The following is a 26141-nucleotide window of genomic DNA, read 5'->3' on the forward strand; positions in this document are numbered from 1 at the left end:
TATTCCACATATACACACGCCGTTTCAGCTGCAGATGCGCCATTTTTATACAGAGATTTTGGTCAAAAAAAACCGGGACAGCCTATACTTTCAGCATGGACCAATTACTTCTGGCAATCTTTCTGACCCTCGCCATCGCCGCGGTACTGAGTATCCTGCTCAAACGCCTGGGGATATCGCACCTCATCGGCTATATCCTCACGGGCACGATCATCAGCTACCTTTTCGGTTTCAACGGACTGAGTATCCTCACCCTCGATATCGTCGGTGAATTCGGCATCGTCTTTTTGATGTTCACCATCGGACTTGAACTGAGCCTGGGACGGATCAAAAGCATGAAAGAGCTCCTGCTGACCAACGGCGTGCTACAGGTGGGCCTGAGCGTCGTCGTGATTTTCGCCCTCGCCTACTTCCCCTTCGGTCTGGACTTCAATACATCGCTTATCGTCGCCCTGGCCTTTTCGCTCTCCTCGACGGCGATCGTCCTGACCTACCTCAAACAGTCCAAGGACATCCTGACCCCCTACGGGCAGATCTCGATGGGGATCCTCATTTTCCAGGACCTGGCGGTGATCCCGATCCTGCTGCTGATCAGCTTCCTCTCCAACCATGACCTCTCCATGGGCGAGGTGCTGCTCAAAACGGCCGTCTCGGCCGCCATCGTCATCGTTTTCATGTTCACTGTCGGGGCCAAGAGCGTCAATGCGCTGCTGAAGTTCTCCGCGCGCACAGAGCTCGATGAGCTGTTTCTCGGCGCCGTCTTCGCCATTCTCATCGGGACCGCCCTGCTTGCCCACGGGATGGGCTTTACCTATTCGCTGGGGGCCTTCATCGCCGGGATGATCATCGCCGACACCGACTACAGCGTCAAGGTCGAATCGGATATCGCGAGCTACCGGGACCTCCTGCTGGGGATCTTCTTTTTCGGCGTCGGCACCAAGATCGACCTGATCTATTTCCTGCAGCATATCCATCTCATCCTTTTCGTCTTTGTCCTCGCCATGCTCTTCAAAGCCGCCGTCATCTACGCCATCATCCGGCGCAATCACGACAAGAACACCTCGGCCAAGAGTGCCCTGGCCCTCGCGCAGATCGGCGAGTTCTCCTTCGCCGTCTTTGCCCTGGCCGGCAGCGAGGGCCTTATCAGCAGCGAAGCCGCGAGCTTCCTGATCCTCGTCAGTGTCATCTCCATGATTCTCACCCCCCTCGTCGTCAACAACATCTATAAACTCTCCTCCTACTTTGAAAAAGAGTTTTTCGAATCCGACGTCATCACCCCGATCGGCCGCAGCGACCACATCGTCGTCGCCGGCTTTTCGACGCTGGGCAAGATCGTCTGTGCGGACCTGCAGGCCAAGGGGGTCTCTTTCATCGTCATCACCGACAACCTCAAACAGGTTCTGCATGCGCGCAAACTCGGCTACATGGCCTACTTCGGCCACCTCAACAAACGCCCGGTACTCGAATCGCTCAACGTGGACAGCGCCAAAGCCGTCATTCTGACAGTCAACAGCGAACACAACAAGCGCCTGATCGGCGAAGCGGTCCGCGCTTTTACCACCCAGCCCGAAATCATTATGAAGATCGATACCCCCTCCGAACGGCGGCAGCTTCGCAGTATTGACGGCGCCCGCTTCATCGATGCGAGCTTTGAGGTCTCGAGCCTCCTTGTCGAACAGGCGACCGCTTTGCCCTCATCCGGTACGACACAGTAGCGGACCGGTTTTGACAAGCGCGTCCGTTCGTTTTATAATCTTGGATACATGAATTCCAAAGGCCCAGAACCGTGACACTCCCTCTCTACCAGATCGATGCGTTTGCCGCACACATTTTCGAAGGAAATCCTGCCGCCGTCTGCCCGCTGGAGCAGTGGCTGGATGATGAGACCATGCAGCGGATCGCAGCGGAGAACAACCTTGCCGAAACGGCGTTTTTCGTCAAAGAGCGCGAGGGGTTCCATATCCGCTGGTTCACCCCGACGACAGAGGTGGACCTCTGCGGGCATGCCACCCTGGCGGCGGCCCATGTCCTTTTCGAACAGCTCGGTTTCAAAGGGGAGAAGGTCACCTTCGATTCACGCAGCGGACTTCTGCATGTCACAAAAAAGGGGGCATACCTCTCCCTCGACTTCCCTGCCGAAGCACCCCTCGCCGTTCCCGTACCGCCGGAGATCGTCAAGGCGTTCGGAAAACCGCCGGTCGAAGTCCTCAAGGCCAGCGACTATATCGTCGTTTTTCCCGACGGGGAGGATCTGAGCGCACTCACCCCCGATTTCGATGCCCTCCGTGCCCTGGACCTGCGCGGCGTCTGCATTACCGCCCGGCATGAGCGGTACGACTTCGCCAGCCGCTTCTTTGCCCCCAACTTCGGCATCGACGAGGATCCCGTCACCGGCTCCGCCCATACCCAGCTGACCCCCTACTGGGCCAAGCGGCTCGGCAAAAGAGTGCTCCTTGCCAGGCAGGTCTCACCCCGCGGCGGCGAATTGCGGTGCGAACTGGCCGGAACAAGGGTACTCATCTCCGGCCAGGCGCGCACCTATCTGCAGGGGAAGATTTTCATATGAGCAGGGAAACGGCAGTGGTGTCCGATACGGACATCGCACCCTTCTTGCAGGCGTCGGCACTGATCGACTTCCGGCATCCGGCCGTGGCGGAGCTTGCCGTAGTCTTGGCCGCAGGGCAGGAAACGAAAGAGGCGATTGCCGGACAGTGTTTTGCATATGTCCGCGACAAGATCCCGCATACCGGCGATGCGGGCTGCGGCGTCTCGACGATCAAAGCAAGCGAAGTTCTGGAGCAGCAAACCGGATGGTGCTACGCGAAGAGCCACCTCCTCGCCGCCCTTTTGCGGGCCAACGGCATCCCGGCGGCACTGTGCTACCAGCGGCTCAGCTGTTCTGAATACACCCCGGGCCTCTACTGCCTCCACGGCCTGAACGCCGTCTGGCTGGAGACGTACGGCTGGTACCGCTGCGATCCCCGCGGCAACAAAGAGGGTGTCGATGCGCAATTCACCCCTCCGGTCGAACAGCTGGCCTTTACCCTGGGGGAGAACGAGTATGATGTCGAGGGGCGTTTTGTGGAACCCCTGCCCGAGGTCGTCGACGCGTTGCGGAGCTATCGAAACTACGAAGCGATGATCGGGCATTTCCCGGATCTCCGGCAGGAGTAAATGCCAAACGGCTGAAACGCTATGCGAAGAAGGTCCGCTTGACTATCTCGATGTTCTGCAGGTGCACATGCAGGGCGACGGCTTTGGCGTCGGGTTTTTCCGCCTGGGAGGCGATCCACGGTTCGGGGTTGTAGGCGCTGATGGCATCAAAGGTCTTCAAGATAGCCCGGTCCCAAATGGCAGGCCTGGGGACATCCGTAAACCGTCCCTGGTCATCAGCCCGTTTGAAGCGTATGAGCGCTTCAAGCAGTGTTTCATCCTTGCCGAAACGTTCGAAGAAGTCCGTAATGTGAAATACGCTCATCTCCGGGAGCTTGGGCAGCTTGGTATGCATTTCGCTCAGAAAGAGGATCTGTTCTTTTATCGGCTCCGGGATCGCCATGTCGATCCGGGGGGCGATCTTATCGGGCTCCCCGTGCCGCGTACCGTTGCCATAGGTCCGGAAACAGTAGGGTTTGGCGATATCGTGGTAGAGCGCTGTCAGCTTCAGTAGCGGCGTCTCATGTTTCAGCTCGCGCAGCACCATCATGACATGTGCGAAGAGGGAGGCCTCGCGGTGGTACTTTGTCCCCTCTTTGAAGGTCGTCAGCGCAAAGAGTGAGGGGAAGACGGCGTCGAGCACCCCCAGCTCGAACAGGGTTTCAAAAAAGAGGTGGGTCTCCGGGAGCGCAAGCACCTTTTGTACCTCTTCCCAGACCGCTTCCGGCGGCAGCTGCTTCAGCGCCCCGTGCATGCGGTAGATCACGACCCGTGTCGTGGCATGAATGTTCCAGCCGGTGCCGAATGTCGCGCGTAGACGCGCCAAACGAAGCACGTTCATCGGCACGTCCGTAAACGCTTCCGAGGTGTGGCGCAGTATCCGTTTCTCGGTATCCTCACGCCCGTTGCAGGGGTCGACATAGCTCGCTTCCTGCTCGTCGTAGGCGATGGCATCGATCGTCAGGGGCCGCCGCAGCAGTTCCCCCTCGATGCTCTCTCCGGGTGCAGCGAGCGTCAGCATGGCGCCGTCTTCTCTGATATAGTGCGGGAATGCCCCCTCCGCCTGCTCCAGATGGGCAAAATCGGCCGGCGAGTACCCGACGGCGACATACGCTCTGTCGCCTGTCCCTCTGCCCATCAGTGCATCCCTGACGGCGGCGCCGACCAGGTAGATTCGCTTTTCCTGCACTGTCTGCTCCTTTAGTGACGGATACTTCATCGGTATGTCATGACCGTTGCATGATGATTGCTGCCATTATATAGAAGATCGCGCAGAAACCGAAAAAACGATGGAGATGCAAAAGGTATACGAGAAGGTGTACGGGGGAAGCATAAAAGGGTCAACGGCGCAGAAGCTGCGCCGCTGTATTAGTTTTTGTCCTGGTCGACGATTTTGTTTGCCTTGATCCACGGCATCATTTCGCGCAGGCGTGCACCGGTCTGCTCGATCGGGTGCGCTTTGAGGTTGTTACGCTCTGCGTTCATGCGCGGATAGCCTGCCTGGCCTTCGAGGACGAAGTCTTTGGCGAACTGGCCGTTCTGGATCTCTTTGAGCACCTGTTTCATGGCTGCTTTGGACTCGGCGTTGATGACGCGCGGGCCGGAGACCATATCACCGTACTCCGCCGTGTTGGAGATAGAGTAACGCATATCGGCGATACCGCCTTCGAAGATCAGGTCGACGATCAGCTTCATCTCGTGCAGACACTCGAAGTAGGCCATCTCTTCCGGATAGCCCGCTTCCGTCAGGGTTTCGAAACCGGCCTGGATCAGTGCAGAGACACCGCCGCAGAGAACAGCCTGCTCACCGAAGAGGTCTGTTTCCGTTTCGTCTTTGAAGGTCGTTTCGATGATACCCGTACGGCCGCCGCCGATCGCGGAAGCGTAAGAGAGTGCAAGCTCCTTGGTCATGTTGGACGGGTTCTGGCCGACCGCGATCAGGTCAGGGATACCGCCGCCTTTGACGAACTCGCTGCGGACCGTGTGGCCCGGCGCTTTCGGTGCAACCATCATGACGTTGATGTCGGCTGCCGGCTTGATGCGTCCGTAGTGGATGGAGAAACCGTGACCGAAAGCGATCGTCGCGCCCGGCTTGAGGTTCGGTGCGATCTCGTTCGCGTAGATCTCCGCCTGGTTTTCGTCCGGCAGAAGGATCATCACGACGTCCGCCGCTGCAGAAGCGTCCGCTACCGTCATAACCTGGAAACCTTTTGCTTCCGCTTTCGCCCAGCTGGAACCGCCTTTGCGCAGACCGACGATCACTTCAACGCCGCTGTCGCGGAGGTTTTCCGCGTGTGCGTGGCCCTGGGAGCCGAAACCGATCATCGCGACTTTTTTGCCCTTGATGATGCTGAGATCGCAGTCTTTGTCATAGTACACATTCAATGCCATCAGTTAATCCCTTGGATTGTGGACGATCATGCCGCCGTTCAGGCGGTCCCCGCACCACAAAAATTTTGCGCATTGTACCAAAAAGTCGTGAAAGAGTAGTTTAGGTGCTGCTTAGGCCTTTGAAAACGGTGATTTCTTAATCGCCCCGCGCGCCGGGCATGCTAAAATTTCCGAAAAATTGCGGAAGAGAACGTATGAAAAAATTCAACCTTGTCAAAGAGATCATCGCGATCGACAAACCGGCCATGATGGCCGCCGTCAACGGCGGGAAGCCCTTCGGCATCACGATCAAAGGGGAGATCCACTATCCCCCCTATGATGCACGGAGCTGCTACATTTTCCAGGGCAGCGTCGACCGGCCTGCACCGTCCGCGCTGATGCCGACAAAACCCAAAAGCCTTGCCGAACTGCTCGGCGGAAACATGCAGGTCGTCGAAGTCGAGGACCGCATCCTGATCAAGGCCGCGCGCAACTGGCAGGAGATCATCGGCTACAACGTCCGCCATGCGGATTATGACGATACGACCGGCGACGGCGTCGCCGAGTTTACCGACAGTGAACTCGAGGAGATCGGGTGGCAGGCGACGGAGTTCGGCATCAACTACCGGGAGCTCGTCGAACTGATCGAGACGCAGTGCGACGGCACCCTCTTCTGTATCGAGAACGAGGGGGAGAACTACCACTTCAGCGGAATGGGCTTCATCGACGACATGGCCTGTGCCCGGAAGCAGTGTTTTGCGTACTGCGTCAAGAGGATCGGAACACTGTTACAAGAGGATGAAAGCTACCACGGCGCGACGCTGAGCGACGACGAGGAGGAGGCGCTGGCGTTCTTCGGTATCGCCCTCCCCGCCGAGAGCTCACCCGCGCAATAGCGCGAAAAGCTCCTCCCACATCGCCGGAGTGTTTTCACGCTCCCGCTCATGGTAGTGGTGCGAACGTTTCGTTTTTCGCCGGGCCGCGGCAAGACGTTCGGCAGAAGATGCACGGGACTGGTCCAGTGCATCTGCCCGCTTCACCCCCCCGGCCTTGACCCACTCCATGATCTGCCGCAGCTCCCCCGGATCGAGCCAGATGCCATGTTCGACGCATTCGTCCATGATGACCCCGCTGCGCCGGCCGAAGTTTTTGCGCTGCATGTGCTTTCGGCAGACCGGGCAGCGGCGGTAGACGACGACGTCCACGTAACGCGGATTTTCCGTCAGTTCCTGCAGCAGTTTCAGGTCGACGTTCCGCCCCCCTTTGACCGTCATGTCGATCATCGATTCCAGCTCCTCCTTGTCAAAGAAGAGGCCCATACAGCTTTCGCACCGCTCGATCAGAAAGGGCACTTTTTTCCCGACGTCGATGGTACTCATATTGGTATGGCAGACGGGACAGGGGCGCTGCTGGTGCGGCCGGATGTTTATGGGTTTGAAATGCCCGAGATCAACATTGTTCCGGCTGCCGCAATAGTCGCAGAAGATCCCGTCAAGCGGTGCCGAACAGCTCTTGCAGCGCTGCATGATACGGTTACATTCGCTCCAGGAGTTCCGCTTTTTTTCGGCTGTACTCCTCTTCGGTAATCAGGGCTTCCTCGTAAAACTGTTTGAGCTGGCGCAGTTTGGAAGCGATATCGTCTGACGGGGAGGCGTTGGCCTCCGATGCCAGCTGTATGCCCGTCCCCATACCCATCATGACCCCCGCGGCACCGACCTCATTAGCAGCGGCGTCGCGCATGGCGCTGAGACGCTGCAGTTCGGCATAGGAGACCCCCGCATGTTTGGCGGCATGCACATCGGCACCGACATCGGCAATACGCGCGATGCGCTCTTTGGTCCCCTCGTCAAAATCAGTCCCCTCGATCCGGAAATCACTGAGAAAAAAACCGAGTTCGTCGAAAACGGTATTCAGCTTGCCGTGCAGCGCCAGTGCGATCTCGTTACGCTGGGCGTCGATCTGGATATAGGAGTATTGCGATTCGGCCAGGAAGTCGCTGATGGGCTGGATCATCCGCGACACCATCGCTTCCCGGAACGCCTCGATGCCGAAATGCGCTTTCCCCCCGACGATATTGACAAAGAAGCGCTTCGGGTCCGTGATGCGAAACGAGCAGTTCCCAAATGCCAGCAGGGCCACGGGAAAGTTGTAGACGGGGTCGCTGTATTTGATCGGGGAGCGGGTCCCCCACTTCTGATTCAGGATCTCGGTACGTTTGTAGAAATAGAACCCGGTTTTGTGTTCGCTTTCAAAGGCCTGCAGCACTTTGATGACGGTTGTCCAAAAGGGGATATTGTCCGTCCGCAGCGACGTCATCCCCTCGTTTTCGTGCACGGCGACCACCCGTCCCTCGTAAACGAAAAGACACCCCTGCCCCGGACCGACGATCAGCTTTGACGCATTTTTGATCTCGTCCCCGTTATCCGACCAACGGTAAAAGAGATCATTCTCGCCGGGATTCTCCCACTCAATGACCGAACGAAGCTGCCGTTTAACACCGTCCCAAAGGCCCATCATGACACTCCCAGAAAAGTTTGTTCCACTATAACACAGCCGAAGTGAAAATCAGTTGGGAAGGTGCCGTATGTCGATGTATTCCCCGCTGGGAAATGTGGTCAGTTTGTCCAATGCACCGTCGATCAGTGCCGCGCACGCCTCCGGGCTCAGGACCAGCCCATCTTCTTTGCTTCGGCGCAACCGCTCGACCGTCGTGTAGCGCTCGGTGTCGTGATCACCGTAAAGGATGGTGCCCAGCATCGGGGTCTCAATCAGGCCCGGGGCCAGGGCGCAGAGGTGGGTACGGGGCATTTCATTGGCGTAGAGTTTTATCATCATATTGAGCGCCGCTTTCGAAAGCGAATAGCCGTTCCACCCCAGGCTGCCGCTCTGGCTCGCACCGCTGGAGATCGCAACGACCTGCCCGACGGCGATCTTGTGCTGTATGAGGTAGTCGAGGATCACCTTGTTCGCCCAGAGGTTGGTATCCATCTGCGCTTTGAGCTCCTTCATGGAGCAGCGGCTCATATCCTGGATACGCCCGAGGGTGCCGGCATTGAGGTAGACGAGATCCAGCGCCGTCACACCGTCAAGGAGGGTATCGAGGGCCTTTTGGAGGGCGTCGAAATCGGAAACGTCACAGGCGACGAAGCTGTAGGCGTGCGCGTTCTCCGGCGTACGGCGGCTGAGGCCGTAGAGTTCCGCCCCTTTTTGCAGATAGTGCGCCGCCAGCGCTGACCCGAGTCCGCTGCTGCTGCCCGTAATCATGACCTTCACAGTGCCGTGCCTCCTTCGCGAAGATAGCGCTCCAGGATTACCTTGGCCGAGAGGGAGTCGACGCGGCCGTCGCGTTTGTAGCGGATCTCGCCTTTCATCATCGCCTCCGCCTCCAGGGAGCTGCCGCTTTCGTCCTGGTAGGCGACGGGACCGCCGAAATCGACGAGGTTCATGAAATGCGCGACGCGGCGCCGCATCTCCTCTTCGCTGGAGCCGCCTATGGGAATGCCGACGATGACCTGTTTGATGCCCCACTCCGCGATGACGTCGCGTACCGCCTGCGACGCCTGGTTCCGGTTTTTGCGCTCCACGGCCGACAGCGGGGTGACGAGCGTCCCGTCCGCACTGTAGGCCAGACCGATCCGCTTGAGCCCCAGGTCGATGGCCAAAAGCGGGAACTGGATCGCCATCCCCTATTTCCCGAGGCAGAAGCTGCCGAACATCTTGTCGAGCATCTCTTCGTTGTCAAAGGGGCGGGTAATGGAGGCCAGGGACTGGATCGCCTCGCCGACGTGGAAGGAGAAGAGTTCCAGCTCCTGCTCCTCCAGGGGCATAAAGGCGTTTTCAATCGCGATGAGCGCCCCTTTGACGGCATCGGTCTGGCGCTGGGAGATAAGCATCGTCTCTTCGGAGACGTTCTGCCGGTCCATCCGCGACTGCAGCGCCTCGATCAGGACCGAAGTGTCCTGCTTGCAACTCATGCGCAGCGGGGTGTACCCCTTCAGCGGCGTCTCATCAAAACGCTGCGGCAGGTCGGTCTTGTTCAGCACGGCAATGAACTCGCGTGCATCTTTATGCTCCTCCATCAGCGAGAGGATCGCCTTGTCCTCGCCGTCGAGCGCGCGACTGCCGTCAAAGAGCGCAATAACGATGTCGCTCTCGCTCACCGCCTCGATGGAGCGTTCGATCCCGATCCGCTCGATCTCGTCGCCGGCCTCACGGATCCCCGCCGTGTCGACCATCCGGATCAGGTGGCTGCCGATGCGCACCTGCTCCTCGATCGTGTCGCGGGTCGTCCCGGCGATATCGCTGACGATGGCGCGGTTGTAGTCGAGCAGGCTGTTAAGCAACGAACTTTTCCCGACATTGGGTTTGCCGATGATAGCGACCTTGAACCCCTGCATCAGCCCTCTTCGGCGTTCGCTCGATGCCAGGGTGCGGCGCAGGGCGGCGGCGATACTCTCGAGCTTTTTGACGATCTGGTCGATCAGGTCCTGGGGCAGGTCCTCCTCGGCATAGTCGATAGAGACCTCCGAATAGGCGAGGATCTCCAGCAAGGCGTCGCGGTTGCCTTCGACGAAGGTGCGCAGCGAACCCTTCATCTGCTTGGCCAGGATCTTCGCAGCATCTTCACTCCGCGCCTCGATAAGCCGGGCGATCGCCTCCGCTTCGGTCAGGTCGATCCGGCCGTTGTGGAAGGCGCGGCGGCTGAACTCGCCCGGCGTCGCCAGGCGCGCACCGCCGGCCAGGGCCGCTTTGAGCACCTCTTCGGCGACGATCTGTCCGCCGTGGCACTGCAGTTCGACGACATCCTCGCCGGTGAAACTGCGCGGACCGCGGAAAAAGAGGACGATTGCTTCGTCGATCAGCTCGTGCTGGGGATTATAGAGGGGGTAGAGGTGGGCGCGCCGGTCTTCAAGGGGGCGCTGGCCCGTCAGCTTTGACGCGATCGCCGTCGCCTCTTCACCGCTGATGCGGATGATGGCGATGGAGCCGATCCCGTGCGCGGTCGCAATGGCGGCAATCGTATCGTTCATGATCAGTAGTTGTGGTAATCGTTGATGATGATGTATTTTCCGCCGTCACGGGTCGTCCGGATGGCAACATACTTGTCATGGTAACGGTCGCGCAGCTGCTTCAACGCGATCTGCACGAGCACCCCGTCCAGGACCCGTGTCTGAGCATGGCCGTCGCGGTCGATGCTCTCAAAAACCCCGGTCAGGTAGCGCGCCACCGACTCCTCCTGGTTCTGGAGGAATTCGGCGATTTCGAGACGCAGCTGCAGCTGGTACTCGGCATTGATCCAGTTGAAGAGCATGTAGGAGAGCGCCTTGTAACGGTACCCCTCTTTGCCGATCAGCAGCGCCGCGTCTTCTCCGTTGAACTCCACGAGCAGCGTATTGTCATCGTAAACCGAGACATGGATAGCGTCGAGTTTGAAGCAGATCGTCTCAAAGAGGGCATTGAGTTTCGTCTCGACCTCTTCGGCGATCGCATCGAGATCGTCATCCTCACCTTCGGTATAGTGCTCTTCGTCTGCGTAGACCTCTTCGTATTCGCTTTCATCGTCTTCGGGATACGCGATCGGTTCCAGCGGCTCCGGCGCTTCATCTTCCGTCAGCAGCGCCGTCTCATCCTCGGCTTCGTCCGCGGCCGCCTTCAGGCGGGCAACAATGACGGCCTGCTTGCGCAGCAGACCGAGGAACCCCTTGCTCGGGTGCTGGACGACGACGATGTCGAGTTCCGTCACCGAGCAGCTGAACTGTTTGGAAGCCTCGCTGTACGCCGCTTCAAGTGTCGGCGCTTCGATCTTCTTCATGTTCAGGCCTCATCCCCGTGATGCTCTTTTTGCGCCAGATGTGCTTCGTGGCGTGCCGCTTTGATCTTCGCATACTGCTTGTTCACCATGTACTGCTGTGCAATGGAGAGCAGGTTGTTCGTCAGCCAGTAAAGGACCAGCCCCGACGGGAAAGTGACGAAGAAGAAGGTAAAGACGACCGGCAGGTATTTGAAGATCTTCTCCTGCATCGGGTCGGTAAAGTTGTTCGGCGTCATCTTCTGCTGGAAGTACATGGATGCCCCCATCAGGATCGGCAGGATGTAGGTCGGGTCCATGCGGGAGAGGTCATCGATCCAGAACATCCACGGTGCGCCCTGAAGCTCAACGGCATTGAGCAGTACGCGGTAGATCGCGAAGAAGACGGGGATCTGCAGCAGCAGCGGCAGACAGCCGCCCATCGGGTTGGCCCCGTTTTTCTTGTAGAGCTCCATCACCGCCGCATTCATGCGCTGCGGGTCACCCTTGTACTTCTCGCGAAGCTCTTTCATTTTCGGGGCGAGGTCTTTCATCTTCTGCATGGAGACCATTCCCTTGTAGGTCAGCGGGTAGAGCACGAGACGGATCGCGATCACGAGGACGACGATCGCCCAGCCCCAGTTGCCGAAGATACCGTGCAAGAAGAGCAGGAAGCTGAAGAGCGGTTTCGCCGCCCAGGTGAACCAGCCGTACTCGATGGCGTTGACGAGCACCGGATTGATCGATTCGAGCAGGCGGTAATCCTTCGGACCGATAAAGCCGTTGAAGCTCAGGGAGTCGGAGGCTTCGATATAGGCGATCGGGTTGTCGCTGCGGTCCCGGTCGACATTGATGATCAGCTCCGGGTCGAACCCGTAGAAGATGGAGGCGAAATACTGGTCAAAGGCCGAGAGCAGCTGCACGTCGCGCAGCGCGGTGCGTCCCTCGACATCGCCGTCTTCAAAGATATTGGAGACACCGTCGGCCGTATAGGCCATGACGCCGTGCACGGCCATCATCATCTGTCCTTTGTGCTCTGCGTGCTGCCCGACATAGAGGAAGTAGCGCATCGGCTTGGAGAGGGAGACCTTGATGTCGTAGTGGCCGTCGGCGTAGAAGGTCAGCGTTTTCGTGACCGTCAGCTGTGAAAGAGTCTGCGTGAGCGTCAGGGTTTTCGTCCCAGCGGTGTCCAGTGTCAGCGTGCTTGTATCCGCGCGGTACGGTACTTTCAGCGCCTCCGCGTTGACCGCCTCGTCGGCAAAACGGATGAAGAGCGGCTGCGCGCCCTCCTGGGCAATGAGTTCCGTCGGCTTGTCGTCGACATAGTACTTCTCGTCTTTGAGCACCTTGGAAACGATACGGCCGAGGGTGTCGATCTTGAGGGTGAACTCGGATGACTCCACCGTGACCAGCTTGGTAGCATCGGGGTTGGCCACTTTTTCGCTGGCCGCCACCGCATGACCGACACCGCCGTCAGCAACCGCCGGGGTCGCCGCCTCGGCACCTACCCGCTCTGTGAGCGTGACGTTCTGCTCTGCGCTCTCCGGCATCTCCGGCGGGAAGATCGCAGTATAGACAATAAAGAAGACAAATGAAAGGACCACGGCCAGGATCAGCCGCTGGTTGGGACTCATTTTTTCAAACACACGTTAGCCTTTAAACGAAAAATTCTTGATGAGATAAAAGCGGTTTCCCGCTTTCGGAACGAGCCAGTACTTTATCCTATTAATGGTTAAATCTTGCGGATTCGGACGTAATTTCGACACCTCGACATAATCTATTCCCCCGGGGAACAGCTGGTTGCAAGTCATGATGCGTTTCGTCGAATAGTAAAAAGCGTACAGGAGGGGATTTTGTTCGAACTGCTGGCGCGTGTACTCCGAGCAGCTGGGGTAGTAGCGGCAGCTCCCCCGGCCGATCAGCGTGAAACTGCGCTGGTAGATCCAGATGAGGGCGAGCACCAGCCGTCGGATCATGCCTTCAGCGCTCCGACCCGTTCGACCATTTTGCCGAGCGCTTTTTCCATGACGGCATAGGGCGTCTCCACCGTCGCCGCCTTGGCGACGAGGATATAGCTGCCGGCGGCAAGCCGGGGCTCCAGTCCATAAAAAAGTGCACGCATACGGCGTTTGGCTCGGTTGCGCTTGACGGCATTTCCGACCTTTTTACTGGCAGTGAATCCGACGGATACAAAAGGGGTATTGGGGAGGTAGAAGAGGACAAGCGCAGGTGAATGTGCGCTTTTGCCCTTGCGGTAGACCAGCTGAAACTCGCGATTGTGCTTCAGCACTGCGAACGAACTCAGGCGGCCAGTTTCTTGCGGCCCTTGGCACGACGTGCGTTGATGATCTTGCGGCCGTTTTTTGTCGCCATACGTGCACGGAAACCGTGGGTACGTTTACGAGGCGTGTTATGCGGTTGGTATGTTCTTTTCATGACCATTCCTCTCTGAAAATTTAGTGCGCAATTATGCCTAATTCATACTTAATGCTTATTTAAGGATAAGGGAAATTCTCCCTTTTTTCCCCATCTTAATGGTTTAAAAGCCGCCGTTCGTGTCGGCAGGCGGGATGAGCAGATCTTTCAGCGGCGGCATGACCGACTGATCCTTCGGCGTTGCGATATCGCTGAGGGCCTCCTTGATCTGCACGTGGCAGTCCCGGCATCCGCGGATCACTTTATGCTCCGCTACCCCCACGTTCTCGATCTTCTCGACGGGGTGGCAGGCAAAACACTCGCTGCCGCATTCGGCCATGGCGTTGGGATCGGCGCTGTGGCAGTCGATACAGCCCAGCATCGGCTTGTGGCGCGGATCGTTCTGGATCGTCGGCAACAGCTTCGGGTGACAGGTCAGGCAGTCCCCCGTACAGGCGAACAGTGTCGCAAAGAGCCCCGGTACAACCACCGGGAGGAGCAGAAGGCGTTTGAGCATTTTCATTCCGGGATTGTAGCGCGTCAGGATTAATCGACGGCCACGGTGATCTCGTCACCCTCGGCATCGAAGACGACCCGGTTGCCCTCCTCGACCTCGCCGCCGAGGATCAGGTCGGCCAGGCGGTCTTCGACGATCTCATAGAGCGCGCGTTTCAGCGGCCGTGCCCCGTAGACCGGGTCGAACCCGGCCCGGGCGATCAGCCGTTTCGCCTCTTCGCTCAGGGTGAGCGAAATGTTGCGCTCTTCCACCTTCTTGGCGATGGCTTCGAAGAAGAGGTCGACGATGGCGATGATCTGATCCTCGCCCAGCGGGTTGAAGATGACGACGTCGTCGAGGCGGTTGAGGAACTCCGGCTTGAACTTGCCGCGCAGTTCGCCCAGCACCACCTCTTCGAGATTCGGGTCCCCCTGCATCGTCATGATCTTATCGCTGGCGATGTTGGAGGTGAGGATGATGATCGTATTCGTGAAATCGACCGTCACCCCCTTGTTGTCCGTCAACCGTCCGTCGTCGAGCACCTGCAGGAGCATGTTGAAGACGTCCGGGTGCGCTTTTTCCACCTCGTCGAACAGCACGACGCTGTAGGGTTTGCGGCGCACCGCCTCGGTCAGCTGTCCGCCCTCTTCGTAGCCGACGTATCCCGGAGGCGCACCGACCAAGCGGGAGACCGCGTGTTTTTCCATGTATTCGCTCATATCGAGACGGATCAGCGCCTCTTCGCTGTCGAAGAGGAACTTGGCCAGGGTCTTGGCCGTCTGGGTCTTACCGACCCCGGTCGGCCCCAGGAACATGAACGATCCGATCGGACGGTCGGCGTCGGAGAGCCCCGCTTTGTTGCGCTTGATGGCCCGGGCGACGGCATGGGTCGCCTTCGCCTGCCCGACGACGTCGCGGTTGAGTTCATCCTCGATATGGAGGATCTTTTCGCGTTCGCTCTGCAGCATCTTCGTGACAGGGATCCCCGTCCAGCGGCTGACGATCCCGGCGATGGAGGCTTCGTCGACACTGTTTTTAAGCAGCGTACCCTCCCCCTGCATCGTTTTCCACTTCTCCTGGAGTGCCACCTCCTCTTCGCCCAGCTGCGGGATTTTCCCATACTCGATCTCGGCGGCCTTGTTGAACTCGCCCTGCTGCTTCGCCAGTTCCGCTTCGCGGCGCTTGGCCTCGATCTCGCCCTTGATGCCGGCGATGCGTTCAAAGACCTCTTTTTCGCCCTGGTACTGCGCCTCGAGGCTCCGTTTCTCCTCTTCGGCGTCCGCCAGCTCTTTTTCGATCTCCCCCAGACGCTTGTCGTTGGCCGGATTCTCATCCATTTTCAGCGCCTCTTTCTCGACCTGCAGCTCCTGGATCTTCCGCTTCGCACCGGAGAGCGCATGCGGCTCGGACTCGATCTGCATCTTCAGCTCCGCCGCCGCCTCGTCGATCAGGTCGATCGCCTTGTCCGGCAGGAAACGGTCGGAGATGTAGCGGTCTGAGAGTTTCGCCGCCGCCACCAGCGCCGCGTCGGTGATGGTCACGTTGTGGTGGCCTTCGAGGCGTTCCTTGATCCCGCGCAGGATCTGCAGCGCCTGGTTGATGGAGGGCTCGTCCACCGTGACCGGCTGGAAACGGCGCTGCAGGGCCGCGTCTTTTTCAAAGTACTTTCGGTACTCCTTGAGCGTCGTCGCCCCGATCGTGTGCAGTTCGCCGCGGGCGAGTGCGGGCTTGAGGATGTTCGCCGCGTCCATGCTCCCCTCGGAAGCCCCCGCACCGACGATGGTGTGGATCTCGTCGATAAAAAGAATGACGTTGCCGCTCTGCTTCACCTCGTCGATCACCGCCTTGAGACGGTCTTCGAATTCACCCCGGTACTTCGCCCCGGCAATAAGCGCGCTCATATCCAGCGCCACGACTTTCTTGTTCTGCAGGGAAAGCGGCACCTCCTTATTATAGATGCGCTGCGCCAGCCCTTCGACCAGGGCGGTTTTACCGACACCCGGTTCGCCAAGCAGAATCGGGTTGTTCTTCGTTTTGCGGATGAGGATCTGCATCATACGCTGCACCTCTTCGTCGCGGCCGATGACCGGGGCGAGTTCGCCCGCCGCCGCCTGCGCCGTCAGGTCGATCCCGTATTTCTCGAGGCTTTCGAGGTTCTCGTCCGCCGTCTGGCTCTCGATCTTCTGTCCGCCGCGCATCGCCTCAAAGGTCTTGCGCAGCTCCATCTTGTCGATGTATTTGCCCAGGATCGTACCGAAGGGCTCGCTCTCGAGGTTGCCGAGGATGAAGCTGTCGACGGCCATAAAGCTGTCGCCGTTGCGCGTCATCTCCCCCACGCCCCGTTCCAGGGCCTGGACAAGGTTGCGCGAGATCCGCATATTCTCCTTGCTCACGCCGCTGCTTTTGGGGAGCTTGTCCGCCGCGCTTTTGACGTCGAGCTCGATCGCGCTTTTATCGACGTTCATTTTCCGCAGCGCCTGGTTCAGGACACTGTCACTGTTGGTCAGCAGCGCCCAAAGCGCGTGAACGGGTTCCACCTCGTTGTTCTGGTTATGCAGCCCCAGCGAGAGGGCCGATTCAATGGTCTGTGTCATCTGATGGGTCAGTTTTTCAAAAATCGTATTCATGTCATTCTTCCTTTATCAGCTGCTTATTGAGTGAAGTGATTATAGCATCTTTAGTCACACTGTGTCAACTTAACTTGATACAGTGTGACTAAAGTTTCATCATGCCACTCTGTCACCCCCTGTTTTTTTGCACGGCACGCTGCGCTCCACATGCTTTTATTTTACTATTGTTTGACTATAATAGACGCTCAAAAATTGCGAGACTGGAAAGCAGTAGAAAATGAAAAAGAAAAAGATGATGGCGATGGGCTTTCTCACGGCAACGGCGGCCGTAGCCCTGACCTATTCCACCGCCCTCCTCGCCGACGCACCCAAAGAGGGGACACCGACGGTTGAAGCTTCCCGGCTCCAGGCGTTGGCGAAATTTACGAAGGTCCTCAGTATCGTCGAAAAATATTACGTCGACGAAGAGAGCATCGAGACCCTGATGAACAAATCCATCGAGGGGATGATGGGCAAACTCGACGCCCACTCCTCCTACCTGAACCAGAAGGGATTCAAAGACCTCCAGGTCCAGACCAAAGGGGAGTTCGGCGGCCTCGGGATCACCGTCGGCATCAAGGACGGTGCCCTCACCGTCATCGCCCCGATCGAAGGCACCCCGGCGGACAAGGCCGGCCTGCAGGCGGGCGACATCATCCTCAAGATCGACGACACCCCCACCCTCGACATGGATATCGACGAAGCGGTCCAGCTGATGCGCGGCAAGCCGAAAACGCCGATTGACATCACCATCGTCCGCAAGGGTGAGACCAAACCCTTCCCGGTCCACATCATCCGCGACATCATCAAGATCCAGTCCGTCTATGCCAAGACGATCGGCGACGACGCCGTCTATCTTCGTGTCACCAGTTTCGACCAGAAAGTCGTCGAAGGCATCTCCAAGGCGATCCGCCAGCATAACGGCGACGCGAAGGGATTCATTCTCGACCTGCGCAACAACCCCGGCGGTCTGCTCGACCAGGCGGTCGGCCTCGTAGACCTCTTTGTCGACAAGGGTGTCATAGTCTCCCAGAAGGGGCGTGACGCACGCGAAAACACCGAATACAGTGCCCACAAATCCGCCACCCTGACGAAGAAGCCCCTCGTCGTCCTCGTCAACGAGGGGAGCGCCTCCGCCTCGGAGATCGTCAGCGGCGCCCTTCAGGACCATAAACGTGCCGTACTGGTCGGGAAGAAGACCTTCGGGAAAGGTTCCGTCCAGGTCATTCTGCCCATCAGCGACATCGAGGCGATCAAGCTCACCGTGGCACGCTACTACCTCCCCAGCGGCCGCACCATCCAGGCGATCGGCGTCACCCCGGACGTGCTCGTCGACCGCGGTGTCGTACCGAAGACCGACGACGACGCCTTTGCGATCAAAGAGGCGGACCTGAAGATGCACCTCAAAAGCGAACTGCAGAAGATCGACGGCAACACCACCAAGGCCGGTGCAGATGAAAAGGTGGACAGCAACATCATCACCGAAAAACAGATCGGCAACGACATTCAGCTCAAAGAAGCCATCGACATTCTCAAAGCACTTATCATCGTGAAAGGAACACATTAATGGAAAAACGCGAACTGCTGTATGAAGGCAAGGCAAAAAAACTCTTTACGACGGACGATCCGAACCTGCTGATCTCCGAGTTCAAAGACGACCTGACCGCCTTCAACGGCGCCAAGAAATCGAGTGAAGCGGGCAAAGGTGCGCTCAACAACAAGATCTCGACGGAGCTCTTCAAACTGATCGAGTCGAAAGGGGTCCCGACACACTTCGTGGGTATGCTCAACGACAACCATATGCTGCACAAGCGTGTCGATGTCATCCTGATCGAAGTGATCGTCCGCAATATCGCCACCGGCAGCCTCAGCAAAAACCTCGGCATCGAGGATGGCAAAGTCCTCCCCTTCACCCTCGTTGAATTCGATTATAAAAACGATGAACTCGGGGACCCGAAACTCAACGACCAGCACGCCCTGATCCTCGAACTCGTCGACTACCAGGACGAGCTTGACAAGATCCGCCGTATGGCCCGCCAGGTCAACGACATCCTCAAACCCTACTTCGCCGACAAGGGGCTCAACCTCGTCGACTTCAAACTCGAATTCGGTAAGGACAGAGACGGCAATATCATCCTCGCCGACGAGATCAGCCCGGACAACTGCCGCTTCTGGGACATGAAAACGGGCGAAAAGATGGACAAAGACCGTTTCCGCCAGGGACTCGGCGGACTCAAAGTGGCCTACGAAGAGGTCCTCAACCGTATTTTGGGAGCAAACTAATGAAAGCAATCGTCAACGTATTTTTGAAGCAGGGTGTCCTGGATTCACAGGGCAAAGCCGTCCACCACGCACTGGATTCACTCAAATTCGACGGTGTCAACGACGTCCGCGTCGGTAAGCAGATCGTCCTCGACCTCACTGCCGCCGATGAAGCGAGCGCCAAAGCAGAGGTCACCGAGATGTGCGAATCCCTGCTGGCCAACACTGTTATCGAAGATTACGCCATCGAGATCGTCTCATGAAACAACTTCAAGCGTTTCACAAAAGCGGCAAGCCGCGCGGGCACTCCGCCGAGGAGTCCCTTACGGACTTCGTTCGGAAGGGAATGTCAAAATGAAAGTCTCCATCATTCAGTTTCCCGGAACGAACTGCGAATACGATACGCAGTACGCTTTCGAAAAGCTGGGGGCCGCGACAGAAGTCGTCTGGCACAAAGAGACGGCGATCGCCGATGACACCGACCTGGTCGTCGTCGCGGGCGGTTTCAGCTACGGCGACTACCTCCGCAGCGGCGCCATCGCCCGCTTCAGCCCCGTCATGAAGGCCGTCGAGGCGTACGCTGCGCGCGGCGGGAAAGTCCTCGGCATCTGCAACGGCTTCCAGGTCCTGACCGAATCGGGGCTGCTGCCGGGTGCGCTCAAACGCAACGAGCACCTCCACTTCATCTCCCGCCACCACCACCTCAAGGTCGCCGGGAATGACAATGTTTTCCTTAAGAAGCTGGAGAAGGGTGATGTCGTAAACATCCCCATCGCCCACCACGACGGGAACTACTATATCGACCCGGAGGGCCTCAAAGCGCTGTATGACAACGACCAGGTCCTCCTGCACTACTGCGACAGCGAAGGCAACATCAGCAACCCGAACGGTTCCGTCGATGCCATCGCCGGCGTCTGCAATGCGGACAAGAATGTCTTTGGACTGATGCCGCACCCCGAGCGCGCCATGGAAGCCATTCTCGGTTCCGCGGACGGCAAGGCAATGCTGGAAGGGTTCTTCGCTTCCTGATGCGTTCGCTCCTTCTGCTCCTCTGGCTCGGGACCGTTGGCCTGCTGCAGGCCGTGACCATCGTCACCGACATTCCCGAGACCGTCATGCCTTTTAGCCTGCAGGCCGAAGCGCCGGATGATGCCGCCGAAGTCGAAAGCGCCGACCTCACCGTGGAGGAAGAGACGCCGGAAACACGGCACCTCTATGCCACCCTCATTGAGAAGCCCGAGCGCCTCTTTAAAGGCGAGATCGTCTCCATTCTTATCCGGACCGTCATCACCACCGACCTTTTCGATGACCTCTCCTACCGCTTCAGCGGCGGCAGCGGTCTCACCCTGCTCAGCGACACACCCGAACGCGAGCGGCAGGAGCACACCTACCTGGACCGCTTCTATTTCAAAGTGACGGGCAAGCGTGCGCTGCTGCCCGACATCACCCCGGTGTTGACCCTGGGGTACGGTGAAGAGGAGAGTTCCGACCCCATCCGGGGCGGTGCCGTCGAGGCGACGATCCTTAACCCGCCGAAAAACTTCTGCGGTATTCTGGCGGACCGCTTCACGATCACCCATGCCAAAACGACTGTTTACGACAAGGGGCACAATATCATCGTGATCTCCGCCGATGCGAACCGCAGTGACCTGAAAGACTTCCACCTCGCCGAGGCCGGGAAACAGGACTTCGAGTCGCTGCAGGGCGATCCGCACTTTGCCTCGATGAGCTACTATGCCGTCCTGCCCAAGACCGTCGAAGTGCTGCGCTTTCAGTATTTCAACCTCCAGAGCAAACGGTACGAACGTCTCAGCATCCCGATCGAGGTCGATGACGACCTCGTCTCGACGACCAGCGACATCAACCCGATCGAGCACGGGCACGTCACCCAGAAAACGATCGTTTTTCTCGCCGTGTTCGTTCTTTTTTTCGCACTCGCACTCTGGAAACGCTCCTGGACCCTGCTGGCCGTTGCGGTCGCAGCCGGCGCTTATGCCGCCTGGCTCAACGTCCCGCTGAAAAAGGTCTGCATCAAAGAGGGTGCCCCGATCTACCTGCTGCCGATGCGCAACGCCACGGTTTTCGAGATCACCCCGGCACGCTACCAGCTCGATGCCGAGGGCCATGTCAAGGGCTACACGAAGATACGTCTCCAGAACGACCAGATCGGTTGGGTCAAGCATGAAGATACTTGCGCGGATTAACTGGGTTTACAGCACCCTCGTCATCTTTACGGGACTGCTGCTGAAGATCCTCCTCTACCCCTTTGTTCCGCGCCCCTACGCCTCCAAAATTGCCGCCTGGTTCATTCGGCTGCTGATCTTTGTCCATGTCCGCAAAGTCGGCACACCCGACCCCGAGGCGCAGATGTATATCATCAACCACCAGAGCGAACTCGATATCGGCGTCATCGAGAGCGCGACAAAGCGCGAACTCGCCTGGGTCGCCAAAAAAGAGCTCTTCGAGGTTCCCTTCTTCTCCCTGGCCGTCCGTCTCTCCAAGGAGATCCCCCTGGAGCGCGAAAGCAAAAGCGCCCTCGTCGCCCTGCTCAAAGCGGCCAAGGAGCGTATCGATGACGGCAGGATCGTCTGTATCTTCCCCGAAGGGACGCGCTCTGAGAGCGGCAGGATGCGGCGCTTCAAACCCGGGGCGAAACTGATCGCCGACAAACTCGGCCTCACGGTGCAGCCGGTCGTCCTTATCCATACTGCCCACTTCTTCAGCACCAAACGCATGACTGCCGCACCTGGAACGATCACCGCGATCTACCTCGAGAGCTTCACCGCGGACAAAAGTGACAAGAAGTGGCTTGAAACCGTGCAGCACCAGATGCAAGAAACCTATGACCGCTATGTCCAAAAGGAAAACGCATGAGCCTTACCACCCTACTCGCTATCGGGAGCGGCGGCTTTATCGGCGCCGTCCTTCGCGCCTACCTCAACGGCCTCATCTCGCACCGCGTCCCCCACGATCTCCCCTTCGGTACCCTCGGCGTCAACCTGATCGGCAGTTTCATCATGGGAATCCTGGTCGCCTACTTCATGTACACGACCTATTTCTCGCTGCACGTCAAATCCTTCCTCTCCACGGGGATCCTGGGGGCACTGACGACCTATTCGACCTTCGCGATCGAAAGCGTCATGCTCCTTAATGGCGGCCACCTCGCCCTGGCAGCCGCCAATATCGGGCTCAATGCCCTTGGGACCGTCCTGATGGCCGGCGGAGGGTTCAAGCTGGCATCGACCCTGCTGCGTTGAGCGCAGGCAATCACTGATCGAAAGGAAGGCTATGTACAGCAATACCGTACGTTATATCCGGAACCTGTTCAGAAGCAACGGGGCCGTTCCACTCCACGCACCCCGTTTCGTCGGCAACGAGAAGAACTACCTCGGCAGCTGTATCGAAAGTATGGAGGTCTCCTCGGAGGGCGAATACGTCGAACGTTTCGAGGGAATGGTGCGTGAATACTGCGGCGCCCGCCATGCCGTTGCCTTCAACAGTACCGAATCGGCAATGCGTGCCGCCCTCGTCCTGGCGGGGACCGGCCCGGACTGCGAGGTATTGACCCAGCCCCTTGCCCATGCGATGACGGCCAACACCGTCGACAGCTTCGGCGCCGAGCCCATTTTCATCGATGTCGAACGCAAGACGATGGGGATGGACCCCGACCGTCTGCGGGAGTTCCTCGCCTACAATGCCGAACTGCGTGAGGAGGGGTGTTTCAACCGCCATACCGGCAAGCGGATCACCGCCTGCGTCCCGGTGCACACCCTCGGGTTTCCCTGCCGCATCGACGATATCCGCAGTGTCTGCGACGAGTATGGCATTATGCTGATCGAGGATGCCTCCGAGGCCTTCGGTTCCGCCTACAAAGGGACCATGGCCGGGCGTTTCGGCCGCTGCGGCATCTACGGTTTTGAAGGGCATAAGATCGCCACCTGCGGAGACGGCGGCGTACTTGTCTGCGATGACGAAGCCCTGGCCGAACAGGCAAGAAGCGTCGGGACGATCCCCTATCTCTCCGATACCCCGGGCGCGGCCCAGGGGCGTTTTTCCAGCCGTATATCCAACCTGAACGCCGCAGTCGGCTGTGCGCAGATGGAGCACATCCGCACCATCGTCACCAAACAGCGGGACCTCACCCGCCGCTACCGGGAGTTCTTCGCGGAGTATGAAGAGGATGAGGAGCTGCAGCTGTTCCGGATGAAAAAACAGAGCGAACCCAACTGCTGGCTCAATGCCCTGCTCTTCGAAGCGCCCGAAGACCGTGACGCCTTCTTGGAGGCGACCAATGCCGAAGGGGTCGCCGCCCGGGCGCTCTGGCCGCTGATCAGTGACCTGCCCCGCTTCAGCGAATGCGCCGGGACGGACGCGGACAATGCCCGCTGGCTCCAGGCGCGCATCGCCACCCTGCCCAGCGGCGTGCGCTAAGCACCCCTGTAGAACGCCTCGATCCGTTCAAGGTACTCCCCCAGATTCTCAAAGCGGTGGTTGCCGCCTGCTTCCACTACGACCTCATATCCAGCATAGACGGCTTCGGCCACGCGGTAATCCAGCAGCTCATCCCCCGTCTGCAGCAGCACCAGCAGTCGTGTGTCGGACAGCTGCATCATCTCGGCAATCCGTGCCAGCTGCAGCAGGTACTCGTTTGTCCACTCGAAAGGTTCGCCGCTGCACCAGAACGTGTTCGTCCCCACATAGGGTGCCAGCGTCCGGTAGGGATGGACAGAGGGGTTGATCAATACGGCAGCCAGATCAAACTCGCTACTCAGCGCCGTCGCGTAAAAACCGCCCAGGGAGGAGCCGATCAGAAGCGTAATGTCATGTTGCGTGATCAACCGCCGCAAAAACGCAAGCGCTTCCGCCGGTGCAACCGGGAGGTCGGGCGCCATTACTTCCGCTTCGCCGAAATACGCCTTGAGCAGCCTGGTTTTCGTCGAATCGCCGCAGCTGGCGAACCCGTGAAGATAGAGGATCATGGGCCGGCCTTACCCCGCTGCCAGTAGTTTCAGGATCCCCGCGACCTCCCCGGTCTTTTTGAAGGTTGCTTCGAGCTCTGCAAACTGCCGGCCCGCGTTGTTATTGCCCATATTCATCAACAGTCCCTTGAGCGCATGGAGCGACTGGGCGACTTTTTCATCATTGACCGGGAGGGCTGCCGCCAGCGTTTTGAGCTGCAGAAGCTCCTTGCGAAGGTCCCGCTCCCCTGCGGCAATCAGCGCATCCACCTGCGCGGCTTCCAGGCCGAAGGCCGTGAAATGGGTACGGGCGTATCCCAATGTCTCCGTGATCAGCTGCTCCAATTGTTCGTCTCCTACCGTTTGATTGGGGACAGGCTACCCCAGGATGAATTAAATCGCGTTAAAGCGCGTGTTACAGCCTGTTACCATCTTATTTTTATTATAATAGGCACCAAAAAAGTATGCGAAAGAGCACCATGATGAATATTATTATCGCCGATGACCACGAGATCGTCCGCAGCGGACTGATCATGCTGATCGAACGGCAGGATGAGATGTCCGTCACTGCCAACGCCTCCTCATTCGACGAGCTGATGGCGTTCCTGGCCAAGGGGGAGTACACCCTGCTGATCCTCGACCTGAATCTCGGCGACAAAAACGGAATGGAATCGATCGAAAGCGTCAGTGCCCGCTTTCCGGCACTGCCGATACTGGTGCTCAGCGCCTACCCCGAAGACCCCTATGCACTGCAGGCTTTTCGGGCCGGTGCCTCGGGCTACCTCAACAAGGCCGTGATCGGCGACGAGCTCGTACGGGCCATCATCACCGTGGCCAAAGGTAAGAAGTACATCAGCCCCACCCTGGAAGAGACCATGCCGTACGGCACCGACCTGGGCAAGCAGGAGCAGGCCATGACGGCCTCGCTTTCCAAGCGCGAACTGGAGGTGCTCTCCCTGATCGCGCGCGGCCTCTCCTACAAGGAGATCGCCGCGGAACTGGGCGTCAGTCCCAAGACCGTCTCAACCTACCGCACCCGCATCCTGGAGAAACTGGGCCTCTCCAGTACGACAGAGCTGCTCCGCTTCGCCTTCGAGCACGAGATCGCCGCTTACTGATCGGCGGGCCCGTTCCGGTCCAGCACGGCCCGGATCTGGTTCGGCAGGTAGTACTTGAACTGCTTCGGGAAGATAAAGAAATCGATGGCGCCTTTCTGCTCCTCCAGTGCCTGCCAGCTCCCGATATCAAACGTCATCGCCACCACCCCCATCGTGGGGATCTTCGAGACATGCTCTTCTGTCAGCATATTCGCAAACGCGGTCAACTGCGGGTTGTGGCCGATGACGAAGATGCTTTCCGCGTCGTCTTCTTGCAGCATCACCGTCTCCAGGATCGTCTCCGGGGGTGTCAGGTAGAGTTCGCTCAGGTAGAGCAGCGGCCCCTCGAAGCCCACTTTGAGGGCAAGTTTGTCCGCACTCTCCTGGGCACGCAGGGCGCTGCTCGAGAGGATGATATCAGGTACGATCCCCCGCAGCAGCAGGTACGATCCGATGGTATTGATATCCCGGTAGCCCCTGTCGGTCAATCCGCGTTCGAAATCGCTTGCCCCCGGCTCTTCCCAGTCCGATTTCGCATGATGAATCAAATATAGCGTTTTGATGGTATCGCCCTTCCGGTGCGGGAGACGCGGTTAGATGCGCCCCAGCTCCTGTGACATGGTCTTGGCCGCTTTGTCCATGATCATCTTGGCCAGCGCCACATTCCCGTCGTCACGGAAAATGGCGAAGACGTTGATCTTCGCGAAGTTGTCCTGGCCGAATTCACCGGCACTGTTAATGAGAAAAACGTGACCGTCGTGGGTCTTCGCCTCAATGGAGGATGCTTCGCTGAAGCCGACGTCCAGGGAGGACTCCGTCACCATCCGGAAGGCGTCATTGAAAATACTGGCCGAATAGGGGATGTCTGTCCCCGTATGGTCGTTATCGATATAGAGGGTCTCACCGGAGTAGTTCAAAACCGCCGAACCGAGGTAACCGTTCACCGCACGGAGTCTTTGCATGGATTTGTCAAAATCGATCATTGTCTATCCT

General features: G+C 58.5%; 31 protein-coding genes. 13 read left to right on the forward strand and 18 right to left on the reverse strand.

Translation table 11 applies throughout. The features are described 5' to 3' along the window. Positions 1–95 precede the first annotated feature (95 nt). The 3 genes from ACXWTF_RS11535 to ACXWTF_RS11545 all read left to right on the forward strand — a co-directional run bounded on the left by ACXWTF_RS11535 (position 96) and on the right by ACXWTF_RS11545 (position 3174). The gene (locus tag ACXWTF_RS11535; protein WP_461715138.1) at positions 96–1715 is read left to right on the forward strand and encodes a cation:proton antiporter domain-containing protein; all 1620 of its coding nucleotides are present in this window, start codon (positions 96–98) and stop codon (positions 1713–1715) included. A gap of 71 nt (positions 1716–1786) precedes the next feature. Further along, entirely contained in the window at positions 1787–2566 is a 780-nt protein-coding gene (locus ACXWTF_RS11540; protein ID WP_461715139.1) for a PhzF family phenazine biosynthesis protein, read from the forward strand. Beyond that, on the forward strand, positions 2563–3174 hold the full coding sequence (locus tag ACXWTF_RS11545; RefSeq protein ID WP_461715140.1) for a transglutaminase-like domain-containing protein: 612 nt from the start codon (positions 2563–2565) through the stop codon (positions 3172–3174). Before ACXWTF_RS11540 ends, ACXWTF_RS11545 begins: the two co-directional genes overlap by 4 nt. Before the next feature lie 19 nt (positions 3175–3193). Here ACXWTF_RS11545 and ACXWTF_RS11550 read toward each other — a convergent pair whose 3' ends face one another. Together ACXWTF_RS11550 and ilvC are read right to left on the reverse strand one after the other, a co-directional pair. Beyond that, positions 3194–4342, reverse strand: a complete 1149-nt coding sequence (locus ACXWTF_RS11550) for a polynucleotide adenylyltransferase (protein WP_461715141.1) — start codon at positions 4340–4342, stop codon at positions 3194–3196. Positions 4343–4521: 179 nt separating this feature from the next. Next, positions 4522–5544 (reverse strand): ketol-acid reductoisomerase, encoded by a 1023-nt coding sequence (gene ilvC, locus ACXWTF_RS11555; protein ID WP_461715142.1) that lies wholly within the window; start codon positions 5542–5544, stop codon positions 4522–4524. A 194-nt stretch (positions 5545–5738) separates the two neighbouring features. On the opposite strand from ilvC, the gene ACXWTF_RS11560 reads away from it, so the two are divergent. Beyond that, entirely contained in the window at positions 5739–6419 is a 681-nt protein-coding gene (locus ACXWTF_RS11560) for a hypothetical protein (protein WP_461715143.1), read from the forward strand. Here the strand turns inward: ACXWTF_RS11560 and ACXWTF_RS11565 are convergent. The 12 genes from ACXWTF_RS11565 to ACXWTF_RS11620 all read right to left on the reverse strand — a co-directional run bounded on the left by ACXWTF_RS11565 (position 6405) and on the right by ACXWTF_RS11620 (position 16849). After that, positions 6405–7049: a TFIIB-type zinc ribbon-containing protein gene (locus tag ACXWTF_RS11565; protein ID WP_461715144.1), complete on the reverse strand. Its 645-nt coding sequence runs from the start codon at positions 7047–7049 to the stop codon at positions 6405–6407. The two genes, ACXWTF_RS11560 and ACXWTF_RS11565, sit on opposite strands and share 15 nt — an antisense overlap. 7 nt (positions 7050–7056) lie before the next feature. Next, positions 7057–8040 carry an SPFH domain-containing protein gene (locus ACXWTF_RS11570; protein ID WP_461715145.1) on the reverse strand — a complete coding sequence of 328 codons (984 nt, stop codon included), beginning with the start codon at positions 8038–8040 and terminating at the stop codon, positions 7057–7059. A 48-nt stretch (positions 8041–8088) separates the two neighbouring features. Beyond that, positions 8089–8787, reverse strand: a complete 699-nt coding sequence (locus ACXWTF_RS11575; RefSeq protein ID WP_461715315.1) for an SDR family NAD(P)-dependent oxidoreductase — start codon at positions 8785–8787, stop codon at positions 8089–8091. Positions 8788–8792: 5 nt separating this feature from the next. Continuing rightward, on the reverse strand, positions 8793–9206 hold the full coding sequence (gene ruvX, locus ACXWTF_RS11580) for a Holliday junction resolvase RuvX (RefSeq protein ID WP_461715146.1): 414 nt from the start codon (positions 9204–9206) through the stop codon (positions 8793–8795). 3 nt (positions 9207–9209) lie between these two features. Beyond that, complete coding sequence (gene mnmE / locus ACXWTF_RS11585) at positions 9210–10559, reverse strand: tRNA uridine-5-carboxymethylaminomethyl(34) synthesis GTPase MnmE (RefSeq protein ID WP_461715316.1); 1350 nt, start codon at positions 10557–10559, stop codon at positions 9210–9212. Next, positions 10556–11335, reverse strand: a complete 780-nt coding sequence (locus ACXWTF_RS11590; protein WP_461715147.1) for a Jag N-terminal domain-containing protein — start codon at positions 11333–11335, stop codon at positions 10556–10558. The genes mnmE and ACXWTF_RS11590 overlap by 4 nt, the downstream gene beginning before the upstream one ends. Positions 11336–11337: 2 nt before the next feature. After that, entirely contained in the window at positions 11338–12957 is a 1620-nt protein-coding gene (gene yidC / locus ACXWTF_RS11595; RefSeq protein ID WP_461715148.1) for a membrane protein insertase YidC, read from the reverse strand. A gap of 3 nt (positions 12958–12960) precedes the next feature. Beyond that, positions 12961–13287 (reverse strand): membrane protein insertion efficiency factor YidD, encoded by a 327-nt coding sequence (yidD, locus tag ACXWTF_RS11600; RefSeq protein ID WP_461715149.1) that lies wholly within the window; start codon positions 13285–13287, stop codon positions 12961–12963. Continuing rightward, on the reverse strand, positions 13284–13601 hold the full coding sequence (gene rnpA, locus ACXWTF_RS11605) for a ribonuclease P protein component (RefSeq protein WP_461715150.1): 318 nt from the start codon (positions 13599–13601) through the stop codon (positions 13284–13286). Before rnpA ends, yidD begins: the two co-directional genes overlap by 4 nt. A gap of 11 nt (positions 13602–13612) precedes the next feature. Next, the gene (gene rpmH / locus ACXWTF_RS11610; RefSeq protein ID WP_231018503.1) at positions 13613–13747 is read right to left on the reverse strand and encodes a 50S ribosomal protein L34; all 135 of its coding nucleotides are present in this window, start codon (positions 13745–13747) and stop codon (positions 13613–13615) included. A gap of 103 nt (positions 13748–13850) precedes the next feature. Then, positions 13851–14249, reverse strand: coding sequence for a hypothetical protein (locus tag ACXWTF_RS11615; protein ID WP_461715151.1), 399 nt, complete (start codon positions 14247–14249; stop codon positions 13851–13853). A 23-nt stretch (positions 14250–14272) separates the two neighbouring features. Further along, positions 14273–16849: an ATP-dependent Clp protease ATP-binding subunit gene (locus ACXWTF_RS11620; protein ID WP_461715152.1), complete on the reverse strand. Its 2577-nt coding sequence runs from the start codon at positions 16847–16849 to the stop codon at positions 14273–14275. Between the two features lie 220 nt (positions 16850–17069). Here ACXWTF_RS11620 and ACXWTF_RS11625 point away from each other — a divergent pair, with 220 nt between their 5' ends. From ACXWTF_RS11625 to ACXWTF_RS11660, 8 genes are all read left to right on the forward strand, one after another. Next, complete coding sequence (locus tag ACXWTF_RS11625) at positions 17070–18398, forward strand: S41 family peptidase (RefSeq protein WP_461715153.1); 1329 nt, start codon at positions 17070–17072, stop codon at positions 18396–18398. Next, on the forward strand, positions 18398–19114 hold the full coding sequence (gene purC / locus ACXWTF_RS11630; RefSeq protein ID WP_461715154.1) for a phosphoribosylaminoimidazolesuccinocarboxamide synthase: 717 nt from the start codon (positions 18398–18400) through the stop codon (positions 19112–19114). Before ACXWTF_RS11625 ends, purC begins: the two co-directional genes overlap by 1 nt. After that, on the forward strand, positions 19114–19356 hold the full coding sequence (purS, locus tag ACXWTF_RS11635; protein WP_345987174.1) for a phosphoribosylformylglycinamidine synthase subunit PurS: 243 nt from the start codon (positions 19114–19116) through the stop codon (positions 19354–19356). Before purC ends, purS begins: the two co-directional genes overlap by 1 nt. 91 nt (positions 19357–19447) lie before the next feature. Beyond that, on the forward strand, positions 19448–20122 hold the full coding sequence (purQ, locus tag ACXWTF_RS11640) for a phosphoribosylformylglycinamidine synthase I (RefSeq protein ID WP_461715155.1): 675 nt from the start codon (positions 19448–19450) through the stop codon (positions 20120–20122). After that, a complete protein-coding gene (locus ACXWTF_RS11645) occupies positions 20122–21297 on the forward strand; it encodes a hypothetical protein (RefSeq protein WP_461715156.1) in 1176 nt (391 codons plus the stop codon). Before purQ ends, ACXWTF_RS11645 begins: the two co-directional genes overlap by 1 nt. Continuing rightward, positions 21275–21967 (forward strand): lysophospholipid acyltransferase family protein, encoded by a 693-nt coding sequence (locus tag ACXWTF_RS11650; RefSeq protein ID WP_461715157.1) that lies wholly within the window; start codon positions 21275–21277, stop codon positions 21965–21967. The genes ACXWTF_RS11645 and ACXWTF_RS11650 overlap by 23 nt, the downstream gene beginning before the upstream one ends. After that, complete coding sequence (crcB, locus tag ACXWTF_RS11655) at positions 21964–22350, forward strand: fluoride efflux transporter CrcB (RefSeq protein ID WP_461715158.1); 387 nt, start codon at positions 21964–21966, stop codon at positions 22348–22350. The genes ACXWTF_RS11650 and crcB overlap by 4 nt, the downstream gene beginning before the upstream one ends. A gap of 31 nt (positions 22351–22381) precedes the next feature. Further along, positions 22382–23524, forward strand: a complete 1143-nt coding sequence (locus tag ACXWTF_RS11660; RefSeq protein WP_461715159.1) for a DegT/DnrJ/EryC1/StrS family aminotransferase — start codon at positions 22382–22384, stop codon at positions 23522–23524. On the opposite strand, the gene ACXWTF_RS11665 is transcribed toward ACXWTF_RS11660, so the two are convergent. Next, positions 23521–24072, reverse strand: coding sequence for a YqiA/YcfP family alpha/beta fold hydrolase (locus ACXWTF_RS11665; protein WP_461715160.1), 552 nt, complete (start codon positions 24070–24072; stop codon positions 23521–23523). The genes ACXWTF_RS11660 and ACXWTF_RS11665 overlap by 4 nt on opposite strands. A 9-nt stretch (positions 24073–24081) precedes the next feature. Beyond that, on the reverse strand, positions 24082–24396 hold the full coding sequence (locus ACXWTF_RS11670) for a hypothetical protein (protein WP_461715161.1): 315 nt from the start codon (positions 24394–24396) through the stop codon (positions 24082–24084). Between the two features lie 134 nt (positions 24397–24530). Here ACXWTF_RS11670 and ACXWTF_RS11675 point away from each other — a divergent pair, with 134 nt between their 5' ends. Continuing rightward, positions 24531–25169 carry a response regulator gene (locus ACXWTF_RS11675; protein WP_461715162.1) on the forward strand — a complete coding sequence of 213 codons (639 nt, stop codon included), beginning with the start codon at positions 24531–24533 and terminating at the stop codon, positions 25167–25169. On the opposite strand, the gene ACXWTF_RS11680 is transcribed toward ACXWTF_RS11675, so the two are convergent. Both ACXWTF_RS11680 and ACXWTF_RS11685 read right to left on the reverse strand, forming a co-directional pair. Further along, complete coding sequence (locus tag ACXWTF_RS11680; RefSeq protein WP_461715163.1) at positions 25163–25696, reverse strand: SixA phosphatase family protein; 534 nt, start codon at positions 25694–25696, stop codon at positions 25163–25165. The genes ACXWTF_RS11675 and ACXWTF_RS11680 overlap by 7 nt on opposite strands. Before the next feature lie 45 nt (positions 25697–25741). Next, positions 25742–26131: a hypothetical protein gene (locus ACXWTF_RS11685; RefSeq protein ID WP_345969389.1), complete on the reverse strand. Its 390-nt coding sequence runs from the start codon at positions 26129–26131 to the stop codon at positions 25742–25744. Positions 26132–26141 lie beyond the last annotated feature (10 nt).

This window comes from Thiomicrolovo sp. ZZH C-3, from assembly GCF_054862725.1.